Annotated in this window: 16 protein-coding genes; 10 read left to right on the forward strand and 6 right to left on the reverse strand. The window is 66.7% G+C overall.

Annotation, left to right across the window (positions count from 1 at the left end):
* Together ACXAJT_RS06060 and ACXAJT_RS06065 are read right to left on the reverse strand one after the other, a co-directional pair.
* On the reverse strand, nucleotides 1-705 hold the full coding sequence (locus ACXAJT_RS06060) for a DUF599 domain-containing protein (RefSeq protein ID WP_475234171.1): 705 nt from the start codon (nucleotides 703-705) through the stop codon (nucleotides 1-3).
* A gap of 2 nt (nucleotides 706-707) precedes the next feature.
* Nucleotides 708-1,118, reverse strand: a complete 411-nt coding sequence (locus ACXAJT_RS06065; protein ID WP_475233831.1) for a CopD family protein — start codon at nucleotides 1,116-1,118, stop codon at nucleotides 708-710.
* 130 nt (nucleotides 1,119-1,248) lie between these two features.
* On the opposite strand from ACXAJT_RS06065, the gene ACXAJT_RS06070 reads away from it, so the two are divergent.
* The 6 genes from ACXAJT_RS06070 (at nucleotide 1,249) to ACXAJT_RS06095 (ending at nucleotide 7,555) form a co-directional block, all read left to right on the forward strand.
* Complete coding sequence (locus ACXAJT_RS06070; RefSeq protein ID WP_475233834.1) at nucleotides 1,249-2,697, forward strand: FAD-linked oxidase C-terminal domain-containing protein; 1,449 nt, start codon at nucleotides 1,249-1,251, stop codon at nucleotides 2,695-2,697.
* 111 nt (nucleotides 2,698-2,808) lie between these two features.
* Nucleotides 2,809-3,915: an FAD-binding protein gene (locus tag ACXAJT_RS06075; RefSeq protein ID WP_475233836.1), complete on the forward strand. Its 1,107-nt coding sequence runs from the start codon at nucleotides 2,809-2,811 to the stop codon at nucleotides 3,913-3,915.
* 10 nt (nucleotides 3,916-3,925) lie between these two features.
* Nucleotides 3,926-5,230 carry a glycolate oxidase subunit GlcF gene (gene glcF / locus ACXAJT_RS06080; RefSeq protein ID WP_475233838.1) on the forward strand — a complete coding sequence of 435 codons (1,305 nt, stop codon included), beginning with the start codon at nucleotides 3,926-3,928 and terminating at the stop codon, nucleotides 5,228-5,230.
* Nucleotides 5,231-5,362: 132 nt separating this feature from the next.
* On the forward strand, nucleotides 5,363-6,106 hold the full coding sequence (locus ACXAJT_RS06085; protein WP_475234172.1) for a trypsin-like serine peptidase: 744 nt from the start codon (nucleotides 5,363-5,365) through the stop codon (nucleotides 6,104-6,106).
* A complete protein-coding gene (locus ACXAJT_RS06090) occupies nucleotides 6,103-6,921 on the forward strand; it encodes a trypsin-like serine peptidase (protein WP_475233839.1) in 819 nt (272 codons plus the stop codon). Before ACXAJT_RS06085 ends, ACXAJT_RS06090 begins: the two co-directional genes overlap by 4 nt.
* Before the next feature lie 157 nt (nucleotides 6,922-7,078).
* Nucleotides 7,079-7,555 carry an Hsp20 family protein gene (locus ACXAJT_RS06095; protein ID WP_475233841.1) on the forward strand — a complete coding sequence of 159 codons (477 nt, stop codon included), beginning with the start codon at nucleotides 7,079-7,081 and terminating at the stop codon, nucleotides 7,553-7,555.
* A 79-nt stretch (nucleotides 7,556-7,634) separates the two neighbouring features.
* On the opposite strand, the gene ACXAJT_RS06100 is transcribed toward ACXAJT_RS06095, so the two are convergent.
* The gene (locus ACXAJT_RS06100; protein WP_475233842.1) at nucleotides 7,635-8,639 is read right to left on the reverse strand and encodes an endonuclease/exonuclease/phosphatase family protein; all 1,005 of its coding nucleotides are present in this window, start codon (nucleotides 8,637-8,639) and stop codon (nucleotides 7,635-7,637) included.
* Nucleotides 8,640-8,813: 174 nt separating this feature from the next.
* Complete coding sequence (locus ACXAJT_RS06105; protein WP_475233844.1) at nucleotides 8,814-9,779, reverse strand: NAD(P)-dependent alcohol dehydrogenase; 966 nt, start codon at nucleotides 9,777-9,779, stop codon at nucleotides 8,814-8,816.
* Nucleotides 9,780-9,902: 123 nt separating this feature from the next.
* On the opposite strand from ACXAJT_RS06105, the gene ACXAJT_RS06110 reads away from it, so the two are divergent.
* Nucleotides 9,903-10,802, forward strand: a complete 900-nt coding sequence (locus tag ACXAJT_RS06110; protein ID WP_475233846.1) for a LysR family transcriptional regulator — start codon at nucleotides 9,903-9,905, stop codon at nucleotides 10,800-10,802.
* A gap of 108 nt (nucleotides 10,803-10,910) precedes the next feature.
* Here the strand turns inward: ACXAJT_RS06110 and ACXAJT_RS06115 are convergent, their stop codons facing one another.
* A complete protein-coding gene (locus tag ACXAJT_RS06115) occupies nucleotides 10,911-13,070 on the reverse strand; it encodes an esterase-like activity of phytase family protein (RefSeq protein ID WP_475233849.1) in 2,160 nt (719 codons plus the stop codon).
* Nucleotides 13,071-13,320: 250 nt separating this feature from the next.
* Between ACXAJT_RS06115 and ACXAJT_RS06120 the strand changes: the two genes are divergently transcribed.
* Nucleotides 13,321-13,869 (forward strand): putative pterin-binding protein, encoded by a 549-nt coding sequence (locus ACXAJT_RS06120; protein WP_475233851.1) that lies wholly within the window; start codon nucleotides 13,321-13,323, stop codon nucleotides 13,867-13,869.
* Between the two features lie 79 nt (nucleotides 13,870-13,948).
* On the opposite strand, the gene ACXAJT_RS06125 is transcribed toward ACXAJT_RS06120, so the two are convergent.
* Nucleotides 13,949-14,749, reverse strand: coding sequence for an alpha/beta hydrolase (locus ACXAJT_RS06125; protein WP_475233853.1), 801 nt, complete (start codon nucleotides 14,747-14,749; stop codon nucleotides 13,949-13,951).
* Between the two features lie 101 nt (nucleotides 14,750-14,850).
* Here ACXAJT_RS06125 and ACXAJT_RS06130 point away from each other — a divergent pair, with 101 nt between their 5' ends.
* Together ACXAJT_RS06130 and ACXAJT_RS06135 are read left to right on the forward strand one after the other, a co-directional pair.
* On the forward strand, nucleotides 14,851-16,326 hold the full coding sequence (locus ACXAJT_RS06130) for an NAD-dependent succinate-semialdehyde dehydrogenase (RefSeq protein WP_475233855.1): 1,476 nt from the start codon (nucleotides 14,851-14,853) through the stop codon (nucleotides 16,324-16,326).
* A gap of 340 nt (nucleotides 16,327-16,666) precedes the next feature.
* Nucleotides 16,667-17,887 carry an aminopeptidase P family protein gene (locus tag ACXAJT_RS06135; RefSeq protein WP_475233856.1) on the forward strand — a complete coding sequence of 407 codons (1,221 nt, stop codon included), beginning with the start codon at nucleotides 16,667-16,669 and terminating at the stop codon, nucleotides 17,885-17,887.
* Nucleotides 17,888-18,078: the final 191 nt, after the last annotated feature.

Here is an 18,078-nt window from a genome sequence, read left to right on the forward strand (position 1 = left end):
CTACTCGTCTTCGGCGGCCAGCAGCACCTCGCGCGATTGCGAGGTGAACTCACGCCGCAGGATCACCCCGAGCGTGATCACCGCCGCCACGACCAGTGGCCACGCGCCCAGCAACCAAGCCGACGAGCCGATTCCGAAGTAGACCGACCGCAAGCCGCGATTGTAGCTGCGGGCCGCCAGAATGTTGATCTCCGCCGCTTTCGCCGCGCGGGCGTAGGCGGTGGCGCTGCTGTCGTTGGGCGTGGCGCCCATCATCACCGAGCAGTAGCCGAACAGCCGGTTGGACCAGACGAATTTCAGAAAGGCATTGGCCGCGAACACGAGGATCAGCAGCAGCTTTGCTTCCCAGACGATCGCCGGGGCATCGCCGCCCGCCGAGAGATCCTCGGCCACGCCGCGCACCTGTTCGGGGTTGCCCAGCAGCGCGAAGATCCCACCGATGGCGATCATCGAGGTAGAGGCGAAAAAGGCGGTGCTCTGCCGCAGGCTGCCGACGATCTGCGAGTCGAAGATGCGCGGCTGGCGGGTGACGAAATGCTTCATCCATTGCCGCCGGTATCGCGCCATCAGCACAGTCACCGACGGGCGGCGTTTGGGCGGGTTCTCGATGAACCACGAGCCCCCCAGCCAGCAGGTCAGCAGCAGTGCAACACCAGCCAGATCGACCGGCGAAAACGAGGTGAGCGTATCGAGCCACGGCCCCATGGTCAGAACGGCTTTGCCACGACGAGCCACAGGATGGCGATCGTGCCGACCACGCTGATCTCGTTGAAGATGCGCAGGAACATGTCCGACTCGCGGAACTCGCCGCGCTTGGCCCGACCGACCAGAACGCCGGTCCAGACGTAATGCGCCGCCAGCAGCACCACGAGGCCGATCTTGGCGTGCAGCCACGGCGGAAAGCCCCAGTAGACGCCCAGCCAGACGCCGGTGATCGCCGCAATCACCGCCAGACCCGCAGAGAAGCGATAGAGCCGGTAGGTGAGATCGCCCAGCGGACCGAAGGCGCCGGTCTTGGCGTAGTCGCGCTTCCAGTAGATCAGCGCGCGCGGCACGGCGAAAATGGAGGTCATCCACCCCATGACGCAGAGAATATGTATGATCTTGAGCCAGTCCATGGGTTTACCTGCTATCATTCGTCCACGCCGCGCAAGAGGCCCCGAAGCCGGCCCGGCCCTCTGTGGCAAAATCTCTTGGCCTCGCACAGAATTGGTTATATGACTTTACCAATTCGAGGAGGAGACCCCGATGGAGATGCCAGCCCCCAACGCCAGCATTCTTGCGCGCAAGGATCGGATCGTCGCGCGCTTGCGCGAGGTCCTGCCTGCCAGCGCGGTGATCTCGGACGAGGCCGAAACCCGCGCCTATGAATGCGATGCGCTGACCGCCTACCGCTGTCCGCCGCTGTGCGCGGTGCTGCCATCGAGCACCGAAGAGGTCTCGGAGGTGCTGAAGATCTGCCACGACGAAGGCGTGCCGGTGGTGCCGCGCGGCGCGGGCACCTCGCTTGCGGGCGGCTCTCTGCCCACCGCCGATTCGGTGATCCTCGGCGTGGCGCGGATGAACCAAGTGCTTGAGACGGATTACGCCAACCGGGTGATCCGGGTGCAGACCGGGCGCACCAACCTGTCGGTCAGCGGCGCGGTGGCCGAGGAAGATTTCTTCTACGCGCCCGACCCGTCGTCGCAGTTGGCCTGCGCCATCGCGGGCAATATCGCGATGAACTCGGGCGGCGCGCATTGCCTGAAATACGGGGTGACCACCAACAACCTGCTGGGCGTGACCATGGTGCTGATGGATGGCACGGTGATCGAACTGGGCGGCGCGCATCTCGATGCGCCGGGGCTCGACCTGCTGGGCGTGGTCTGCGGCTCGGAAGGGCAGCTTGGCGTCGTCACCGAGGCCACGCTGCGCATCCTGCGCAAACCCGAGGGGGCGCGCCCCGTGCTCATGGGATTCGCCTCGAATGAGGTCGCCGGGGAATGCGTGTCGGACATCATCAAGGCGGGCGTGCTGCCGGTGGCCATCGAGTTCATGGACCGGCCCTGCATCGAAGCCTGCGAAGCCTTTGCCCACGCCGGCTACCCGATGTGCGAGGCGCTGCTGATCGTCGAGGTCGAAGGCTCGGAGGCAGAAATCGCCGAGCAACTGGAAAAGATCACCGCGATCGCCCGCCGCCACAACCCGGTGGAACTGCGTGAAGCCAAGGACGAGGACGAGGCGGGCCGCATCTGGCTGGGCCGCAAATCCGCCTTTGGCGCCATGGGGCAGATCAACGATTACATGTGCCTCGACGGCACGATCCCGGTGTCGGAACTGCCCTACGTGCTGCGCCGCATCGGCGAGCTGTCGGAGCAGTTCGGCTTGAAGGTGGCCAATGTGTTCCACGCCGGGGACGGCAATATGCACCCGCTGATCCTGTTCAACGCCAACGAGGAAGGCCAGCTGCAGCTGTGCGAGCGGCTGGGGGCGGAGATCCTCAAGCTTTGCGTCGAGGTTGGCGGCTGCCTGACCGGCGAGCACGGCGTGGGGATCGAGAAGCGCGACCTGATGCACACGCAGTATGGCTCCGCCGATCTTGAGGCGCAGATGGCGGTGAAGGACGTCTTCGACGCGGGCTGGCTGCTGAACCCCGCCAAAGTGTTCCCTCTGGACGCCTCGGACGCGCGCCGCAGCGCGGCGCTGGCCGCCGAGTGAGCGGCGCGGGCTGGCCCAGCACGCAGCACACAGCGGGGCCAGCCCCCGCACGCACCAACAGCGGGGGCCAGCCCCCGCACCCCCGGGATATTTTCATCTAGACGAAGTGGCATGAGACCAGAGACAGAGAAAGATCTAGCCGAGGCGATCCTCGGCGCGAATGGCGCCCTGTCGATCCGCGGTGGCGGCACCCGCGCCGTCGCCATGGCCGAGGGCGAGCCGCTGGACACCAGCGGGCTGCGCGGCATCACCCTCTATGAGCCCGGCGCTCTGACGCTAGTGGCCAAGGCGGGCACGCCGCTGGCCGAGGTCGAGGCCGCGCTGGACGCCGAAGGCCAGCGCCTGCCCTTCGAGGTGCCCGACCTGCGCGCGCTGCTGGGCCGCGAGGGAGCGAGCACCCTTGGCGGGATCACCGCCGCCAATGCCTCGGGGCCGCGCCGCATCGCCGCGGGCGCCTGCCGGGATTTCCTGCTGGGCGTGCGGTTCGTCGATGGCGCAGGCACCATCGTGTCGAACGGCGGGCGGGTGATGAAGAACGTCACCGGCTATGATCTGGTGAAGCTGATGGCCGGCAGCCACGGCACGCTTGGCGTGTTGACCGAGGTCAGTTTCAAGGTACTGCCCCGCCCCGAAACCGCCGCCACGCTGCTGCTGCAGGGCTTGTCGGACGAGGCTGCGGTGGCGGCGATGGCAAAGGCGCTTGGCTCGCCCTTCGATGTGACCGGCGCCGCGCATGATCCTTCCAGCGGGCAGACCGCGCTGCGCATCGAGGGCTTCGAGAAATCCGTCGGCTACCGGCTCGAGCAGATGCGCGCGCTGTTTTCTGACGTGCAGAGCCATGTGGCCGAAGATGGCGCCGCGCTCTGGGCCGGGATCCGCGATGTGGCGCCGCTGCAGGGGCGCGCCGGGGATATTTGGCGCATCTCGTGCAAACCCTCGGATGCGCCGAAGCTGGCGGCGCGGCTGCAGGCCGACGCAATGCTCTACGATTGGGGCGGCGGATTGATCTGGGCGCTGCTGCCCGAAGGCACCGACGCGCGCGCCCGTCTTGGCGGCTTTTCCGGCCATGCGACACGGGTCCGTGGCAGCGGCGAAACGCCCGCCTTCCCCCCCGAGCCCGCGCCGGTCGCCGCGCTGAGCGCCGGGCTGCGCACCCGCTTCGATCCGCGCGGGGTGCTGAACCCCGGATTGATGGCCCGGGCTGATGGCGTGAGCTGAGGACCAAGACATGCAGACGAATTTCACCCCCGACCAGCTGCGCGATCCGGCGATCGAGCGCTCCAACGAGATCCTGCGGTCCTGCGTGCATTGCGGGTTCTGTACCGCCACCTGCCCGACCTACGCGGTGCTGGGCGACGAGCTCGACAGCCCGCGCGGGCGCATCTACCTGATCAAGGACATGCTCGAGAACGAGCGGGTGCCCGACGAGAAGACCGTCAAGCACATCGACCGCTGCCTGTCGTGCCTGTCGTGCATGACCACCTGCCCCTCGGGCGTGCATTACATGCATCTGGTGGACCATGCGCGCGCCTACATCGAAAAGACCTACACCCGGCCCTGGCACGACCGGGCGCTGCGCTGGGTGCTGGCGCGGATCATCCCCTATCCCACGCGCTTCCGCCTCGCGCTGGCGGCGGCCAAGCTGGGGCGCCCCTTTGCCGGGTTGATCCCGGACGCGCGGATCAAGGCGATGCTGGAGATGGCGCCGAAGCGCATTCCGCCGGTAAGCCGCAACGACGACCCGCAAAACTTTGCCGCCACCGCGCCGCAGCGCAAGCGCGTAGCGCTGATGACCGGCTGCGCGCAGAAAGCGCTGAACACCGACATCAACGACGCCACCATCCGGCTGCTGCGGCGGCTTGGCTGCGAGGTGGTGGTGGCCAAAGGGGCGGGCTGCTGTGGCGCGCTGACCCATCACATGGGGCGCGAGGCCGAGGCGCATGGCTCTGCCGAGGCCAATATCCGCGCATGGAAGGCCGAGATCGACGGCGCGGGCCTTGATGCCATCGTCATCAACACTTCGGGCTGCGGCACCACGGTGAAGGACTACGGCCATATGTTCCGCGATGGCCCGCACGCAGAGGCGGCGGCGGAGGTGTCGGCCAAGGCGATGGACATCAGCGAGCTGCTGCGCGATTTGGAGATTCCCGACGCCGCCTTGGCCGAAGGGCCGAAGGACCTGCGCGTGGCCTATCACGCCGCCTGTTCGCTGCAGCACGGGCAGAAGGTGAAATCGGCGCCGAAGGACTTGCTCAAGCGCGCCGGCTTCGAGGTGGTGGAACCGGCCGACAGCCACCTGTGCTGTGGCAGCGCCGGCACCTACAACCTGCTGCAACCCGAGATCTCCAAACAGCTGCGCGACCGCAAGGTCGGCACGCTGGAGGCGAAGGCACCACAGGTGATCGCCGCGGGCAATATCGGCTGCATGATGCAGATCGGCTCGGGCACCGGCGTGCCGGTGGTGCACACGGTGGAACTGCTCGACTGGGCCACCGGCGGGCCGAAGCCGAGGGCGCTGGAAGAGACCGCCTGACCGCCGCGAAAGCGCCCGCGCCACACCGGCGCGGCGCCCAAATTTCGCCTCAGAGTTTCCCTAGCGTGACCCGGCGAACAGGGAGTCACCGGCGTGAAATACCTTATTGCGCTGCTCGCGTCGCTGCTGGCCATGCCGGCCATAGCGCAGAGCGGCGGCCTCTTTTCCATGGAAAGCCGCGAGGACGGGCGGGGCTGGGAAGCCGTCGGGCGTCTGGAGATCGGCGGCAAGGCGTTCTGCACCGGCGCGCTGATCGCGCCGGATCTCGTGCTGACCGCCGCGCATTGCCTGTTTGACGCGGGCACCGGCGCACGGGTGCCGGTGGATCAGATCCAGTTCCTGGCCGGATGGCGCAATGGCCGGGCCGCGGCCTATCGCCGCGTGCGCCGGGCGGTGGCACTGCAGGAGTATGATTTCATGGCCCCCGCCAGCCCCGAGCGGGTGCGCCACGACGTGGCGGTGATCGAACTGCAGCTGCCAATCCGCAACACGGCCATCGCGCCCTTCGGCCTTGGCCCGCTGCCCGAGGCGGGCGACGAACTGGGCGTCGTCTCTTATGCCCACGACCGCTCGGAAGCGCCCGCTCTGCAGGACTATTGCGGCGTTCTCGACCGGCGGGACAGCATGCTCGTGCTCGACTGCTCGGTGGACTTCGGCAGTTCCGGCTCGCCGGTCTTTTCCTTTGCCGAGGGCACGCCGCGCATTGTCTCGGTGATCTCGGCCAAGGCGCAGGCGGGCGGCGCACAGGTGTCGCTGGCGACCGGGCTTTCGACACCGCTGGCGCAGTTGCGCGGCGCACTTGATGAGGATGACGTGTTCAACCCGCTCAGCGCCGGCAGCCGCCGCGATACCGGCGCGAAGTTCATCAAGCCATGAAAGCGCCTGTCCTCTTCATAGCCGCTCTGCTGGCGCTGCCCGCATGGGCCAACGCGCAATCGCTTTCGCGCACCGGCAGCGGCGCCAATTTCGACGTGCTCGACCAGCGCGGCGAACTGCTTGGGTGGGAGGCGGTGGGCCGGCTCGAGGGCGAGAATTCGATCTGCACCGGTGCGCTGATCTCGCGCGATATCGTGCTGACCGCCGCGCATTGCGTCTACGATGCCGCAGGCAGACCGCGCCCGCCCGCCAGCCTGACCTTTCGCGCAGGCTATCACCATGGCACGCAGATCGTCGCCCAGCGGGTGCGCCGCTGGGTGACGCCCGAAGCGTATGTGCAGCAGGCGAAACCGACGCATGAGATGGTGGCCACCGACGTGGCGCTGCTGCAACTCGAGGCACCGGTGACAATCGCCGAAGCCGATCCCTTCCGCCTGCTCGGTCACGCCCCCGAGGGCACCGAGGTGACCGTGCTCTCGTATGGGCAGGGGCGCGAGGAAGTGCTTTCGCGTGAGCCCTCCTGTGCCATCACCGCGCGCTACGCCGATGATGTGCTTGGCTTTGACTGCGACGTGACCTTCGGCAGTTCTGGCGCGCCTGTGTTCCTGCGCGAGAACGGCCGGTTGCGGATCCTGTCGGTGATTTCCTCCGCCGGGAGCGGTACCGCCTACGGGCCCGGTGTCTCGGGCCTCGTGCCCGCGCTGGCCGCGCGGCTACGCGCCGAGCAAGCCCGCCCTGCCCCCAGCACCGGCGCGCGACGCATCACCGTGGGCGGCGGGCGCGACAGCACCGGGGCCCGTTTCGTGCGGCCCTAGGCTGGCGCGCGACCCGCATCGCGCAGATCTTGAAAGCGGCAAAATCCCTCCCCATTTGAGAGTTACCGGGGCGCCTGAGACAGGGCTCCGGCCAACCCAGCCGCCTGTTCCCCATGGAAAGGCGCATCACAATGGTTTCGCTCAACGGAGGATTCCCATGCGACATTTCGATTTTGCCCCGCTCTATCGTGCCACCGTCGGTTTCGACCAGATCGCCGACATGATGGACCGGGCTCTGGCCAGTGACGTGGCCCAACCCAGCTACCCGCCCTACAACATCGAAAAGACCGCCGACGATGCCTATCGCATCTCGATCGCGGTGGCCGGCTTCTCCGACGAGGATCTGTCGGTGGAGGTGAAGGACCACGCGCTCGTGGTTTCGGCCAAGAAATCCGATGAGGGTGAAGGCCGCAGCTACCTGCACCGCGGCATCGCCACCCGCGCCTTTGAGCGCCGGTTCACGCTCGCCGATCATGTGCGCGTCGAAGGCGCCACGCATGAGAATGGCATGCTGCACATCGACCTGCGCCGCGAGCTTCCCGAAGCGCTGAAACCCCGCCGCATCGCCATCGCCCGCCCGCAGCGCACCGCGGCGATCGAGAGGGACGTGGTCGACAGCAAGTCGGTGAACTGATCCCCTTGCGCCCGCTTTGAGCGCGCACCAAGGCCCCGGTGGACGCACCGGGGCCTTTTCGTGTCGCCGTTGGGCACCGCTAGAACTGCAGCCAGATCGGGCGATGGTCGCTGGCCCGCTGCGTCCTGGCGCCGCCCGACCCTTCGATCTCTTCCTCGTATGCCTCATGCGCGATACCGGCATCGGTGATCTCTGCGGCAAGTGCGGGGGAGGTGGCGAAGTGATCCAGCAGCAGTGGACGGTCCTTCACCTGATCGACAAAATCGTCGAACCGCGCGGTGAACTGCAACGCCGGCGAGACGAAGCGTAGGATCGGGTGGTGGAAGATCAGGTCGGGATAGAAGGTGCTGCCCAGCACGATGTCGGCGATGTTGTGCGACAGGTACTGGCGCTCGAAAAAGTCCGGGCCCGGACCGTCGTTCCAGTCGCCGGTGACAATCACCCGCTCCGCGCCGTCGCGCTTGATCACCTCATCCAGATAGGCCCGCATCCGAAAGCCCTCTGCCGCGATGCGCCGCCGCGCCTTCATCGCCGCCGCGATGAACTCGTGACGGCGCAGAGGGTTGTTGAACAGCGCCTCGCCGTTGTGCACGTATTTCGACTTCGTATGCAGCACGACGATCCGAAACGGCACGCCGACCTTGGGTTTGACATCCACCACCATCGGCACGCGGGTGAAATCATAGGGCTGCAGCAGCAGGTCGCCGTCGACATCGGCCAGCCACACATCCTCAAGTTCCAGCGTCAGCGCATCGGTGGCGTGATCCAGCAGATCGACCTCGCCACCGACTTTGTGCAGAACATAAAGCTTCTGCGCACCCCCGGCCCTGCCGATCAGCGCCTCATAGAGCGGAACGCCGCCCTCGGAGAGAAAGGTGTCGATGAACAGCTGCATCTCCTGAATCGCGCTCGGCCCTTCCTGAATGCACAGGATATCCGGGCTCAGCCGCCTGATGACCCGCGCCACCTTCTGCGCCACCAGACGCGCGTCCGCCTCGCTCAGCGTCCCGGATCCCCAGCTTGGCGCGCGGTTTCCCGAAAACCACTTGTTCATCCACTCGATGTTCCAGTTCACCACCTTCATCATAGCCACTCCCGAATATGACGCGTGACATTCCCGCCTATGGAGAGCGGTAGTCTAACACGGCTTGATGACGGCCGGGTTTTCCTCGGCGGTCTCGGTTCTGAAGAAGGCCCGTGCGAGGCACCGGCAGATCATGTAGCTGACTTCCACCGGCCCGCGCAGCCATCTGGGACATCACTCTCCGGCAACCTCCAGAACCACCGCGCCCGCCCGGTGCCGCCCTTCCACCAAGCGGTGCGCCTCGGCAATCTCATCCAGCGCGAACCGGCTGTCGATCACCGGGCGGAGCTTGCCCGCGCGCCACAGGTCCAGCAGAGCCTCAAGCCCCGCGCGGCTGTCACCACTGACGTGCAGCGCCATGCGCGGCCCGCCGGAGAGCTTAGCCCGCAGCATGTGCCCGAGCTCTCGCAGCCCGAAGTTGAGCGGCAGGAACAGCCCGTCCTTGTCCAGAAGCCGCCGGCTCTGCGGCCAGTCCATCGCCCCCAGCGTATCGAAGACCAGATGATACCGCCCGGCAGGCCGGTCGCGCGTGTAGTCCAAAACCTCCGCCGCACCGAGTGGGCGCAGCAGGGCTTCGCGCCCCGGCCCTGCCACGGCGGTCACCTGCGCCCCCAGCGCAGCGGCGATCTGCGTCGCATAGGCCCCGACGCCACCAGAGGCCCCGAGGATCAGCACCCGCTGCCCATCGGTCACGCCAGCCACATCGCGCAGGAATTCCAGCGCCGTCAGCCCGCCAAAGGGCAGCGCCGCCGCTGCGTCAAACCCCATGCCCTCGGGGATCGGCACCACCGCGCCGTCGGCCTTGGCCAGCGCATATTCCGCGTGCCCGCCATGACCCAGCACCGCGAGCACGCGCTGCCCCACCTCGACGCCGCCGACATCTGCGCCCACAGCCGCCACCTCGCCCGCCACATCCGAACCGGGCACCAGATGGCGCGGCTTCCAAAGACCCGCGACCAGCCGCCCGACCAGCGCCAGCCCCCCGGGAAACGCGGCAGCGCGCAGACGCCAGTCGGCGGTGGTGACCGAGGCCGCACGCACTCGGATCAGGATCTCGCCCGGCCCCGGCTCGGGGCGCGGCAGGTCTTCGATGCGCAGAACGTCGGCGGGGCCGTATCGGCGGGCTGTGGCGGCTTTCATGACGGGCTCCTATGGGTTCAGAGTCAGGTTTTGATTGGATGCGCCGCAAATACACCCCATGATTACGCAGGCATATTGACCGATTATGCACCAGACCCATACGTATTTGCATGGATCTCCCATATGGACTGGCAGAACCTCCGCTTTGACTGGAACCGGCTGCGCGGCTTTCTCGCGACCGCCGAGCAGGGCTCGCTTTCGGGCGCGGCCCGGGCGCTGCAGATGAGCCAGCCGACGCTCGGACGGCAGGTGGCGGCGTTGGAAGCGGAGCTCGGCCTCACCCTCTTCGAACGCCACGGCACCGGGCTTGCGCTCACCGAGGCGGGCATGCAACTGGCCGAACACGCCCGCGCCATGGGCGAGGCGGCAGAGCGCCTGTCGCGCGTCGCCTCCGGCCAGCAGCAGCAGATCGCCGGGCACGTCACGATCACCGCCTCGGAAATCTACGCCGCGTGGCTGCTGCCGCAAATCCTGCCGAAGATCCGCGCCGCCGCGCCCGGGCTGACCGTCGAGATCCTCGCCTCCAACGCCATCCGCGATCTGCGCCGCCGCGAGGCCGATATCGCCCTGCGCAACGCCCGCCCCGAGCAGCCCGACTTCATCGCCAAACGCATCGCCGAGGACCGGGGCAGCTTCTACGCCACGCCCGCTTACCTTGCCTCGCTGCCGCCGATCACCGCCCTGCCCGATCTGGCCGCCGCCGAATTTATCGCCTTCGAGGACCTCGGCCGCCACCGGAGCTTCCTGCGCGATCTGGGGGTGCCGGTCACCGAGGCGAACTTCCCGCTGGTCAGCTCGAGCCACCTCGTGCACTGGCAGATGACGCGCGCCGGGCTGGGCATTGGCGTCGGCCCGCTCGGGCTCGGCGATCCCGACCCGCAGGTCACCCGCGCCCTGCCGTCTTTGGAAATTCCCTACCCGGTCTGGCTGGTCGCCCACCGCGAGTTGCACAGCTCGCGCCGCATCCGCCTCGTCTTTGACCTGCTGGCCGACTTGATCCCTCCGCTCCTGCGCGCGTCCTGATCCTTCTTCTCTTTCCAAATACGCACGGCACACCACCGCCACGAGCGCACCAAACGGCAAGGGCGCCGCCCGGTCTCCCGCACGGCGCCCCTCCGTCGATCCGAAAAATCAGTCGAGCTTGAACGACCAGAAGAAGGTCTCGCCCGAACTGTCGTCGACGCCGTCGTTGTCGGTCGAGACATAGGCTGTGCCATCGGCAGCAATGGCGAGCCCTTCGACCTTGTCGACCACATAGCCGCCCCAGCCCTTCAGGTCGGGGATCAGGTCGCGCACCTCTTCCTTGCTCACCACCGGCAGATCGCCGCCCAGCGGTGCGGGCACCATCTGCGACAGCGGGATGCGGTAGACCTTCTTGGTGACCGCTTCGGCGCCGATCTGGTTGTCGCGCTCGATGACATAGACATGCTCACCGTGGGCGGTGATCTCCGACAGGCCGACCCAGCCCTTTTCCGGCGTCGCCTTGGCATACCGCACGGCGCCCCATTCCTCGGTCTCGGGATTGTAGGCCACCAGCTTCACATGGTTCTCGGGGTCATCGCCCCATTCGCGCTGCACCGCCATCCACAGCGTGCCATCCACCATGGTGATGCCCTCGAAGCCGAAGCGCTTCTCTTCGGCCAGCAGTTCGGCAGGCAGGCTCACCTCATCGTCGATCTCACCCTCTGCCGTCACATGGTAGAGCGCATGCGGGACCAGCCGGTCGGTCCGCCCTTCGGAGGCCAGCCAGAAGCCGCCCTCCCCATCAAGCGTGATGCCCTCGAGGTCGAGCTTCTGCGCCGGGCGGCCCGCGCGGGTCACGTCGAGCGCCTTGGTGATCCGTGCCGGTTTCGACGAGGGGTCGATGGTGAAGATCCGCGGCTGGAAGCCATAGAAGCTGTCGTTGACCGCGTAGACCATGCCGTCATCGCCGGCGACCATGCCCGAGATCGCGCCCCAGCCGATCAGCTCGTCCGCGCCTTCGGAGGTCAGCGTCGGATACATTGCCGCGCCCTCGGCGTACTCGTAGATCATCACATGGGCGCGCACACCGCCGTCTTCGATCAGATCTTCCTCGTTGGCGGTGACCAGCAGGTTGCGCTGCGGGATCGCCACGGCACCCTCGGGGGCAATGCCCGAGGGCAGCATCTGCTTCAGCACCGGGGCGGCGGGATCGGCCATGTCGTAGACCCCGGCGACCGAGCCGCGCTCGGAGAGCAGGATCATGTAGGGCGTGCCGCCAAAGGTCGCGACCTCCATGCCCTCGGGCTCGGCGCCCTTGGCGTCAGAGCGCTTGTCCGGGTAGTGGCCCACCTGCACCACGGCGTGTTCGAAGCTGTTGCCGCTGTCGTAGACCTCGGTGCCGTCCTTGTTGAAGACGGTGAAGCTGCGCGAGCCGCCGTCCATATCGCCCTCATTGGCGATGGCGAAGTGATCGTCGTCAAGCCATTGCACCGAGTCGGGCTCGCGCAGGCGGCCCATCTGGCTCTCGGTGAAGATCAGCGCGCCGCGCTCGTCGGTGGCGTCGATCTCGGTCAGGTCGGTGCTGCCCGCCGAGAAGTGGCTGAGCACCTCGCCCGCCTTGTCCAGCACGACGATGTGGTTGTTCTCTTGCAGGGTCACGACGATCTCGCCCGCGCCGTTGACGTCGACGAACTCGGGCTCGGGGTCTTCCGGCGCGATCTCGGCAAGGCCGGTCACATCGGCTTTCACAAGGCTGGCGCACTCTGCCACGCCATCCACCACGTCGAGGATCGCCACATACCCCGCGGGCATCTGCGGCACCCGGCCATCCCCGGCATCCTCGTTGCGTTCGTTCTCGATGGCCACGGTGACAAAGCTGCCGTCCTGCGACAGTGCCACGCTGTCCGGCTGACCGCCGAGGTCGCACGCGCCAGTGATCTCACCGCTCTCCATATTGACCATCTCGAGCCTGCCCGACGGATCGGTGTAGCTCTCGGACGTGTTCACCCCGACAAAGGCGATATCGCCCGCCACGGCAACCGAGGTCGGCTCGCCGCCCACTTCGATGTTGCCAAGCGGTTGCGGCGCCCGCGGGTCGGTGATGTCGATGCGACCGATCACGCCCAGCGGGCTGTCGGTGTAGACCAGCGTATTGCCATCATCCGAGGCGTAGATGATCTCGGCCGAGGTCACGCGGGCGCGGTCCTCGCCCTCAGCCATGTTCTCGGGCGTGGCAAAGCTGGCGATGCGGTTGAAGGTCATCTCGGCCTGCGCGGCACCGGCGAAAAGCGCCAGCGCCGAGGTCAGGCACAGCGTGCGGAAGGTCATTGGGCGTCCCCCTGTTTTCGGTCCGCACTGCCATGGGGCCGGGATGTAACGCCTGCGTGATGGTAAGGTGACCCCTTCATGACGAGGGACGAGCACACGGCGCTTCCGAAAGTCGCGGAAGGCCCTCAAAATGCCGAAGAATCAGGCTACGGTTCACGGAATTTCGAGCTTATGCAGGGTCTGGCACGATCACATGTTCCGCGGTCCTTGCTTCAGCCATAAGCTTTTGGAGTCACGAAGGAGATTTGATTTGTCGACTGCATTTCGCATCCTGCCTCAGGCCGCATTTTCACCCCGCTCCGGCCTCGGCCTCGCAGCCAGCGCGCTGGCGCTCTGCGTCAGCCTCGCCTGCCCTGCTTTTGCCTCGGAAACCCTGCTCACGCTGATTTCAGCCGATGGCACCGAAACCGCGCTGGACCGGGACGCGCTGGAAGCACTGCCCCAGCACGAGTTCAGCACCGAGACCCAATGGACGTGGGAAGAGCAGAGCTTCAGCGGCCCGCTGCTGCTCGACGTGCTGAAAGAAGCCGGGCTGCGCGACCCGGCTGCGGGCGGAACCATCGAGTTCGTCGCCGATGACGGCTACCACGCGAAAATCGATCTGGCGAAAAGCGCGCAGTACCTGACCGGCGAGTATCCGATCATCACCACGCGCATCGACGGCGAGCCCTTCCCCCTTGAGAACAATGGCCCGCTGTGGGTGATGTTTCCCTATGACGCGCACCCCGAGCTCGACATCAAGCCGGTGCACGACATGACGGTGTGGCAACTCTTGCAGATCGTCGAACTCTCTGAATAACGGCGCGGCACCAGAGCGCCGCCGTGCATACACCGACAGCGCAGGCGCGGCACAGCCGCGCCACCCCAGATTGCGCCGATCAGGCGCCTGTCACCGCCCGGCACAACTTGCTTTCGGGCTCGGCCAGCCCGTCGATGACGTTGAAGTGGTGCTGCCCCGGCGGGATCACCACGTCGCATCGCCCCGTGCCGCGCCAAGCCTCGCCGAGCCAGCGCGCCTGATCCAGGAACACCGGACGCTCCTCGCCACCCACCCAAACCGTCACCGGCACCTGCGGCGCGGGCTGGTGGATCGGGCTTTCCGCCTCCGCCTCGGCCGCATCCAGCTTCAGCCCGGCGTTCATGTCGGTCTGCATCAGCGGGGCCAGATCCGAAAGCGGCGAGATCGGCACCACGCCAGCGATCCGCGCCGCCACCGTATCGGGCAGCATTCCCGGCGCCAGCATCCGCGCCACCAGATGGCCGCCGGCAGAGTGCCCGGTGAGCCGCAGCGGCCCCGCCACCTCGCCCGCCGCCACGCTCACCGCTGCGGCGATCTGCCGGGTAATCTCGCTGATCCGCACGTCAGGGCAAAGATCATAGGACGGCATGGCCACCGCCCAGCCCTGCGCCAGCGGCCCCGCCGCCAGATGCGACCAGACCGAGCGGTCGAATTTCAGCCAGTAGCCGCCATGCACGAAAACCACGAGCCCGCGCGGCGCGCCCTGCGGCAGAAAGAGATCAAGCGCCTGCCGCGGACCATCGCCATAGGACAGGCTGCGCATCCGACCTGCCGCCTGCATCTCGTCGCGAAAGACCTCGGCTGCAGCCGCCCACCGCGGCGGATACTCCGCCGCCCCGTCGATATGAGCCGCATTGGCATATGCGTCGCTAAGGTCCATCGTCTTTCTCCGTTCTCGTACTAGACTTGGAAATAACAGATGCGCAGCCGCCCGCAGCATAAAACGCGGCGGACCGCGCGATACGCACACAGGAGGCTGCCATGCTCGATCAGACCACCAATCTTCCCGGACTGCTGAAGGACCCCTCCCTGCTCGAGACCCACGCCTACGTGAACGGCGAGTGGATCACCGGCGCCGACGGCGAGTTCGACGTGACCAACCCGGCGCGCGGCGACGTGATCGCCAAGGTCGCCGACCTCAGCCGCGACCAGATCGCCGGCACCATCGACGGGGCCTACATCGCGCAGAAAAGCTGGGCGCAATGGACCGGCAAGGAGCGCGCGCAGGTGATGCGCAAATGGTTCGACCTGATCATGGAAAATCAGGACGACCTCGGCACCATCATGACCGCCGAGCAGGGCAAGCCGCTGCCCGAAGCCAAGGGCGAAATCGCCTATGGCGCCTCCTTCATCGAGTTTTTCGGCGAAGAGGCAAAGCGGGTCTATGGCGAGACCATCCCCGGCCACGCCCGCGACAAGCGTATCATGGTACTCAAGCAGCCCATTGGCGTTGCCGCCTCGATCACCCCGTGGAACTTTCCCACCGCGATGATCACCCGCAAGGCCGGTCCGGCGCTGGCGGCGGGCTGTTCCTTCGTCGCGCGCCCGGCCTCGGAAACCCCGCTGTCGGCGCTGGCGCTGGCGGTGCTGGCCAAGCGCGCGGGGATTCCGGCCGGCGTGTTCAACGTGGTGCCAACCTCCTCGGCTTCGGAGGCGGGCAAGGAGTTCTGCGAGAACCCCAAGGTGCGCAAGCTGACCTTCACCGGCTCCACCGAGGTGGGCCGCATCCTGCTGCGTCAGGGGGCCGATCAGGTGATGAAATGCTCGATGGAACTGGGCGGCAACGCGCCCTTCATCGTCTTTGACGACGCCGATCTCGACGAGGCCGTGCAAGGCGCCATCGCCTGCAAGTTCCGCAACAACGGCCAGACCTGCGTCTGCGCCAACCGCATCTATGTGCAGGCGGGTGTCTACGACGCCTTTGCCGAGAAGCTCGCCGCCGAGGTGGCTAAGCTGAAAGTCGGCGACGGGCTGGAAGAGGGCACCGATCTTGGCCCGCTGATCACCTCCAAGGCGATCGACAAGGTGCAAGAGCATATCGCCGACGCCAAGGAAAAGGGCGCCAAGGTGATCCTCGGCAGCGAGGCGCAGGATATGCAGGGTCAGTTCTTCGGCCCGACCATCGTCACCGGCGCCACGCGCGAGATGAAGTTCGCCACCGAGGAAACCTTCGGCCCGCTGGCACCGCTGTTCAAGTTCGAGAATGAGGACGAGGTCATCGAGATGGCCAACGACACGATCTTCGGCCTCGCCTCCTACTTCTATGCCAACGACCTGAGCCGCGTGTACAAGGTCGCCGAGGCGCTGGAGTATGGCATCGTCGGCGTCAACACCGGCCTCATCTCGACCGAGCTCGCCCCCTTCGGCGGCGTCAAACAGTCCGGCCTTGGCCGCGAGGGCAGCCACCACGGCATCGAGGACTACCTCGAAATGAAATACGTTTGCCTGAGCGTCTGAACACGCCGGACCGAAGGTCAACTCCTGCCCTTCGTCTAGACGAAAATATCCCGGGGAGCGCGAGGGGCTGGCCCCTCGCCTCTTTTCCAGCGCTACGCGCGGTCTCCTCGCGCAAGACCCGCCGCAGGAGCCTGTCCTAGCGGAACGCTCCACGTGAAACAGCCCTCTTGCCAAACCAGCCGCCCCGCAGCATCCTTGCCACCGGGCAGGCGATGGCGTCGCCGGTGCCGCGCGGCACGCCCTGTCGATCTTCAGACACATCCGTCCTGAACGCCGGGACCTTGCTTTGCCACTGCGGCAGGGTCGGGGTTCCCGCCCTCCGCATCCAAAGGAGGGCCAAATGGACCACCAAGCGAACCCCCGTCCCACCAGCTACCGTTTCCACAACGGCGAGAAAGCATCTCTGCCCTTCGCACCTGCGGAATATGACGCGCGGCTCGCCGGGCTGCGCACCGAAATGGCGGCGCAGGGCATCGACGCCTGCGTGCTCAGTTCGATGCACAACATCGCCTATTACTCGGGCTTTCTCTATTGCAGCTTCGGGCGCCCCTACGCGCTGGTCGTCACCCCAACCGAGAGCGTCACGATCAGCGCCGGCATCGACGCGGGCCAGCCGTGGCGGCGCTGTCATGGCGACAACATCACCTACACCGACTGGGCGCGCGATAACCTGTGGCGCGCGGTGCGCGAGGTGACCGGCACCGGCAAGGCCATTGGCTACGAGGGCGATCACCTGACACTGGCGCAGAAGGCGCTGCTCGATGACTTCCTTGTACCGTCTGCCACGCAGGACATCGCCCCGGCCACCATGCGCCAGCGAATGATGAAATCGCCCGCCGAGATCGCTCTGATTCGCCATGGCGCGCAGGTCGCCGACATCGGCGGCTATGCCATCCGCGAGGCAATCCAAATCGGCGCGCGTGAGATCGATGTGGCCATGGCCGGGCGCGACGCGATGGAACTGGAGATCGCCAAGCGCTTTCCCAATGCCGAGTACCGCGACACATGGGTCTGGTTCCAGTCGGGGCTCAACACCGATGGCGCGCACAACCCGGTCACCGCGCGCGCGCTGCAGCGCGGCGACATCCTCTCGCTCAACTGCTTCCCGATGATCTCGGGCTATTACACCGCGCTCGAACGGACACTTTTTGTCGGCGAGGTCGATCCCGCGTCCCGCGCGATCTGGGAGGCGAATGTGGCCACCCACGAGCTTGGCTTGTCGCTGCTGAAGCCGGGCGTAAGTTGCGCGCAGGTGACCCATGCGCTCAACGCGTTCCTGTCGGAACGCGATCTTCTGCAATACCGCACCTTCGGCTACGGCCACAGCTTTGGCGTGCTGTCGCATTATTACGGGCGCGAGGCCGGGCTGGAGCTGCGCGAGGATGTGGACACCGTGCTGCGCCCGGGCATGGTGGTCTCGATGGAACCGATGCTGACCCTGCCCGAGGGCATGCCCGGCGCCGGTGGTTACCGCGAGCACGACATTCTCGTGATCACCGAAGATGGGGCCGAGAACATCACCGGCTACCCCTACGGCCCGGCGTTCAACGTGGTCGGATAGAGATCGGTGTCGAGGGGGGATGCCCCCTTCGGCGCTGCGCGCGGGGCTCTGCCCCGCTCGTCACTGCGTTCCTCGCCCCCCGGGATATTTCCATCTAGACGAAGTTGCAGGGGGGCCGGTCGTGAACCGGCGGCGGTGCTTGGCCTGTTTTCCCGCTAGACGGTTGATTTTCCCGGCCCGACAGGTCACCT

The sequence above is a fragment of the Salipiger sp. ABF4_146 genome (genome assembly GCF_056161345.1).

Excerpts from the sequence above, each read along its gene's own strand:
- ACXAJT_RS06070 (WP_475233834.1), top strand. The coding sequence starts at position 1,249 with ATGGAGATGCCAGCCCCCAACGCCAGCATTCTTGCGCGCAAGGATCGG.
- ACXAJT_RS06130 (WP_475233855.1), top strand. The coding sequence starts at position 14,851 with ATGCTCGATCAGACCACCAATCTTCCCGGACTGCTGAAGGACCCCTCC.
- ACXAJT_RS06095 (WP_475233841.1), top strand. The coding sequence starts at position 7,079 with ATGCGACATTTCGATTTTGCCCCGCTCTATCGTGCCACCGTCGGTTTC.
- ACXAJT_RS06065 (WP_475233831.1), bottom strand. The coding sequence starts at position 1,118 with ATGGACTGGCTCAAGATCATACATATTCTCTGCGTCATGGGGTGGATG.
- ACXAJT_RS06125 (WP_475233853.1), bottom strand. The coding sequence starts at position 14,749 with ATGGACCTTAGCGACGCATATGCCAATGCGGCTCATATCGACGGGGCG.
- ACXAJT_RS06075 (WP_475233836.1), top strand. The coding sequence starts at position 2,809 with ATGAGACCAGAGACAGAGAAAGATCTAGCCGAGGCGATCCTCGGCGCG.
- ACXAJT_RS06060 (WP_475234171.1), bottom strand. The coding sequence starts at position 705 with ATGGGGCCGTGGCTCGATACGCTCACCTCGTTTTCGCCGGTCGATCTG.
- ACXAJT_RS06100 (WP_475233842.1), bottom strand. The coding sequence starts at position 8,639 with ATGAAGGTGGTGAACTGGAACATCGAGTGGATGAACAAGTGGTTTTCG.
- ACXAJT_RS06090 (WP_475233839.1), top strand. The coding sequence starts at position 6,103 with ATGAAAGCGCCTGTCCTCTTCATAGCCGCTCTGCTGGCGCTGCCCGCA.
- ACXAJT_RS06105 (WP_475233844.1), bottom strand. The coding sequence starts at position 9,779 with ATGAAAGCCGCCACAGCCCGCCGATACGGCCCCGCCGACGTTCTGCGC.
- ACXAJT_RS06115 (WP_475233849.1), bottom strand. The coding sequence starts at position 13,070 with ATGACCTTCCGCACGCTGTGCCTGACCTCGGCGCTGGCGCTTTTCGCC.
- ACXAJT_RS06110 (WP_475233846.1), top strand. The coding sequence starts at position 9,903 with ATGGACTGGCAGAACCTCCGCTTTGACTGGAACCGGCTGCGCGGCTTT.
- ACXAJT_RS06085 (WP_475234172.1), top strand. The coding sequence starts at position 5,363 with ATGCCGGCCATAGCGCAGAGCGGCGGCCTCTTTTCCATGGAAAGCCGC.
- glcF (WP_475233838.1), top strand. The coding sequence starts at position 3,926 with ATGCAGACGAATTTCACCCCCGACCAGCTGCGCGATCCGGCGATCGAG.
- ACXAJT_RS06135 (WP_475233856.1), top strand. The coding sequence starts at position 16,667 with ATGGACCACCAAGCGAACCCCCGTCCCACCAGCTACCGTTTCCACAAC.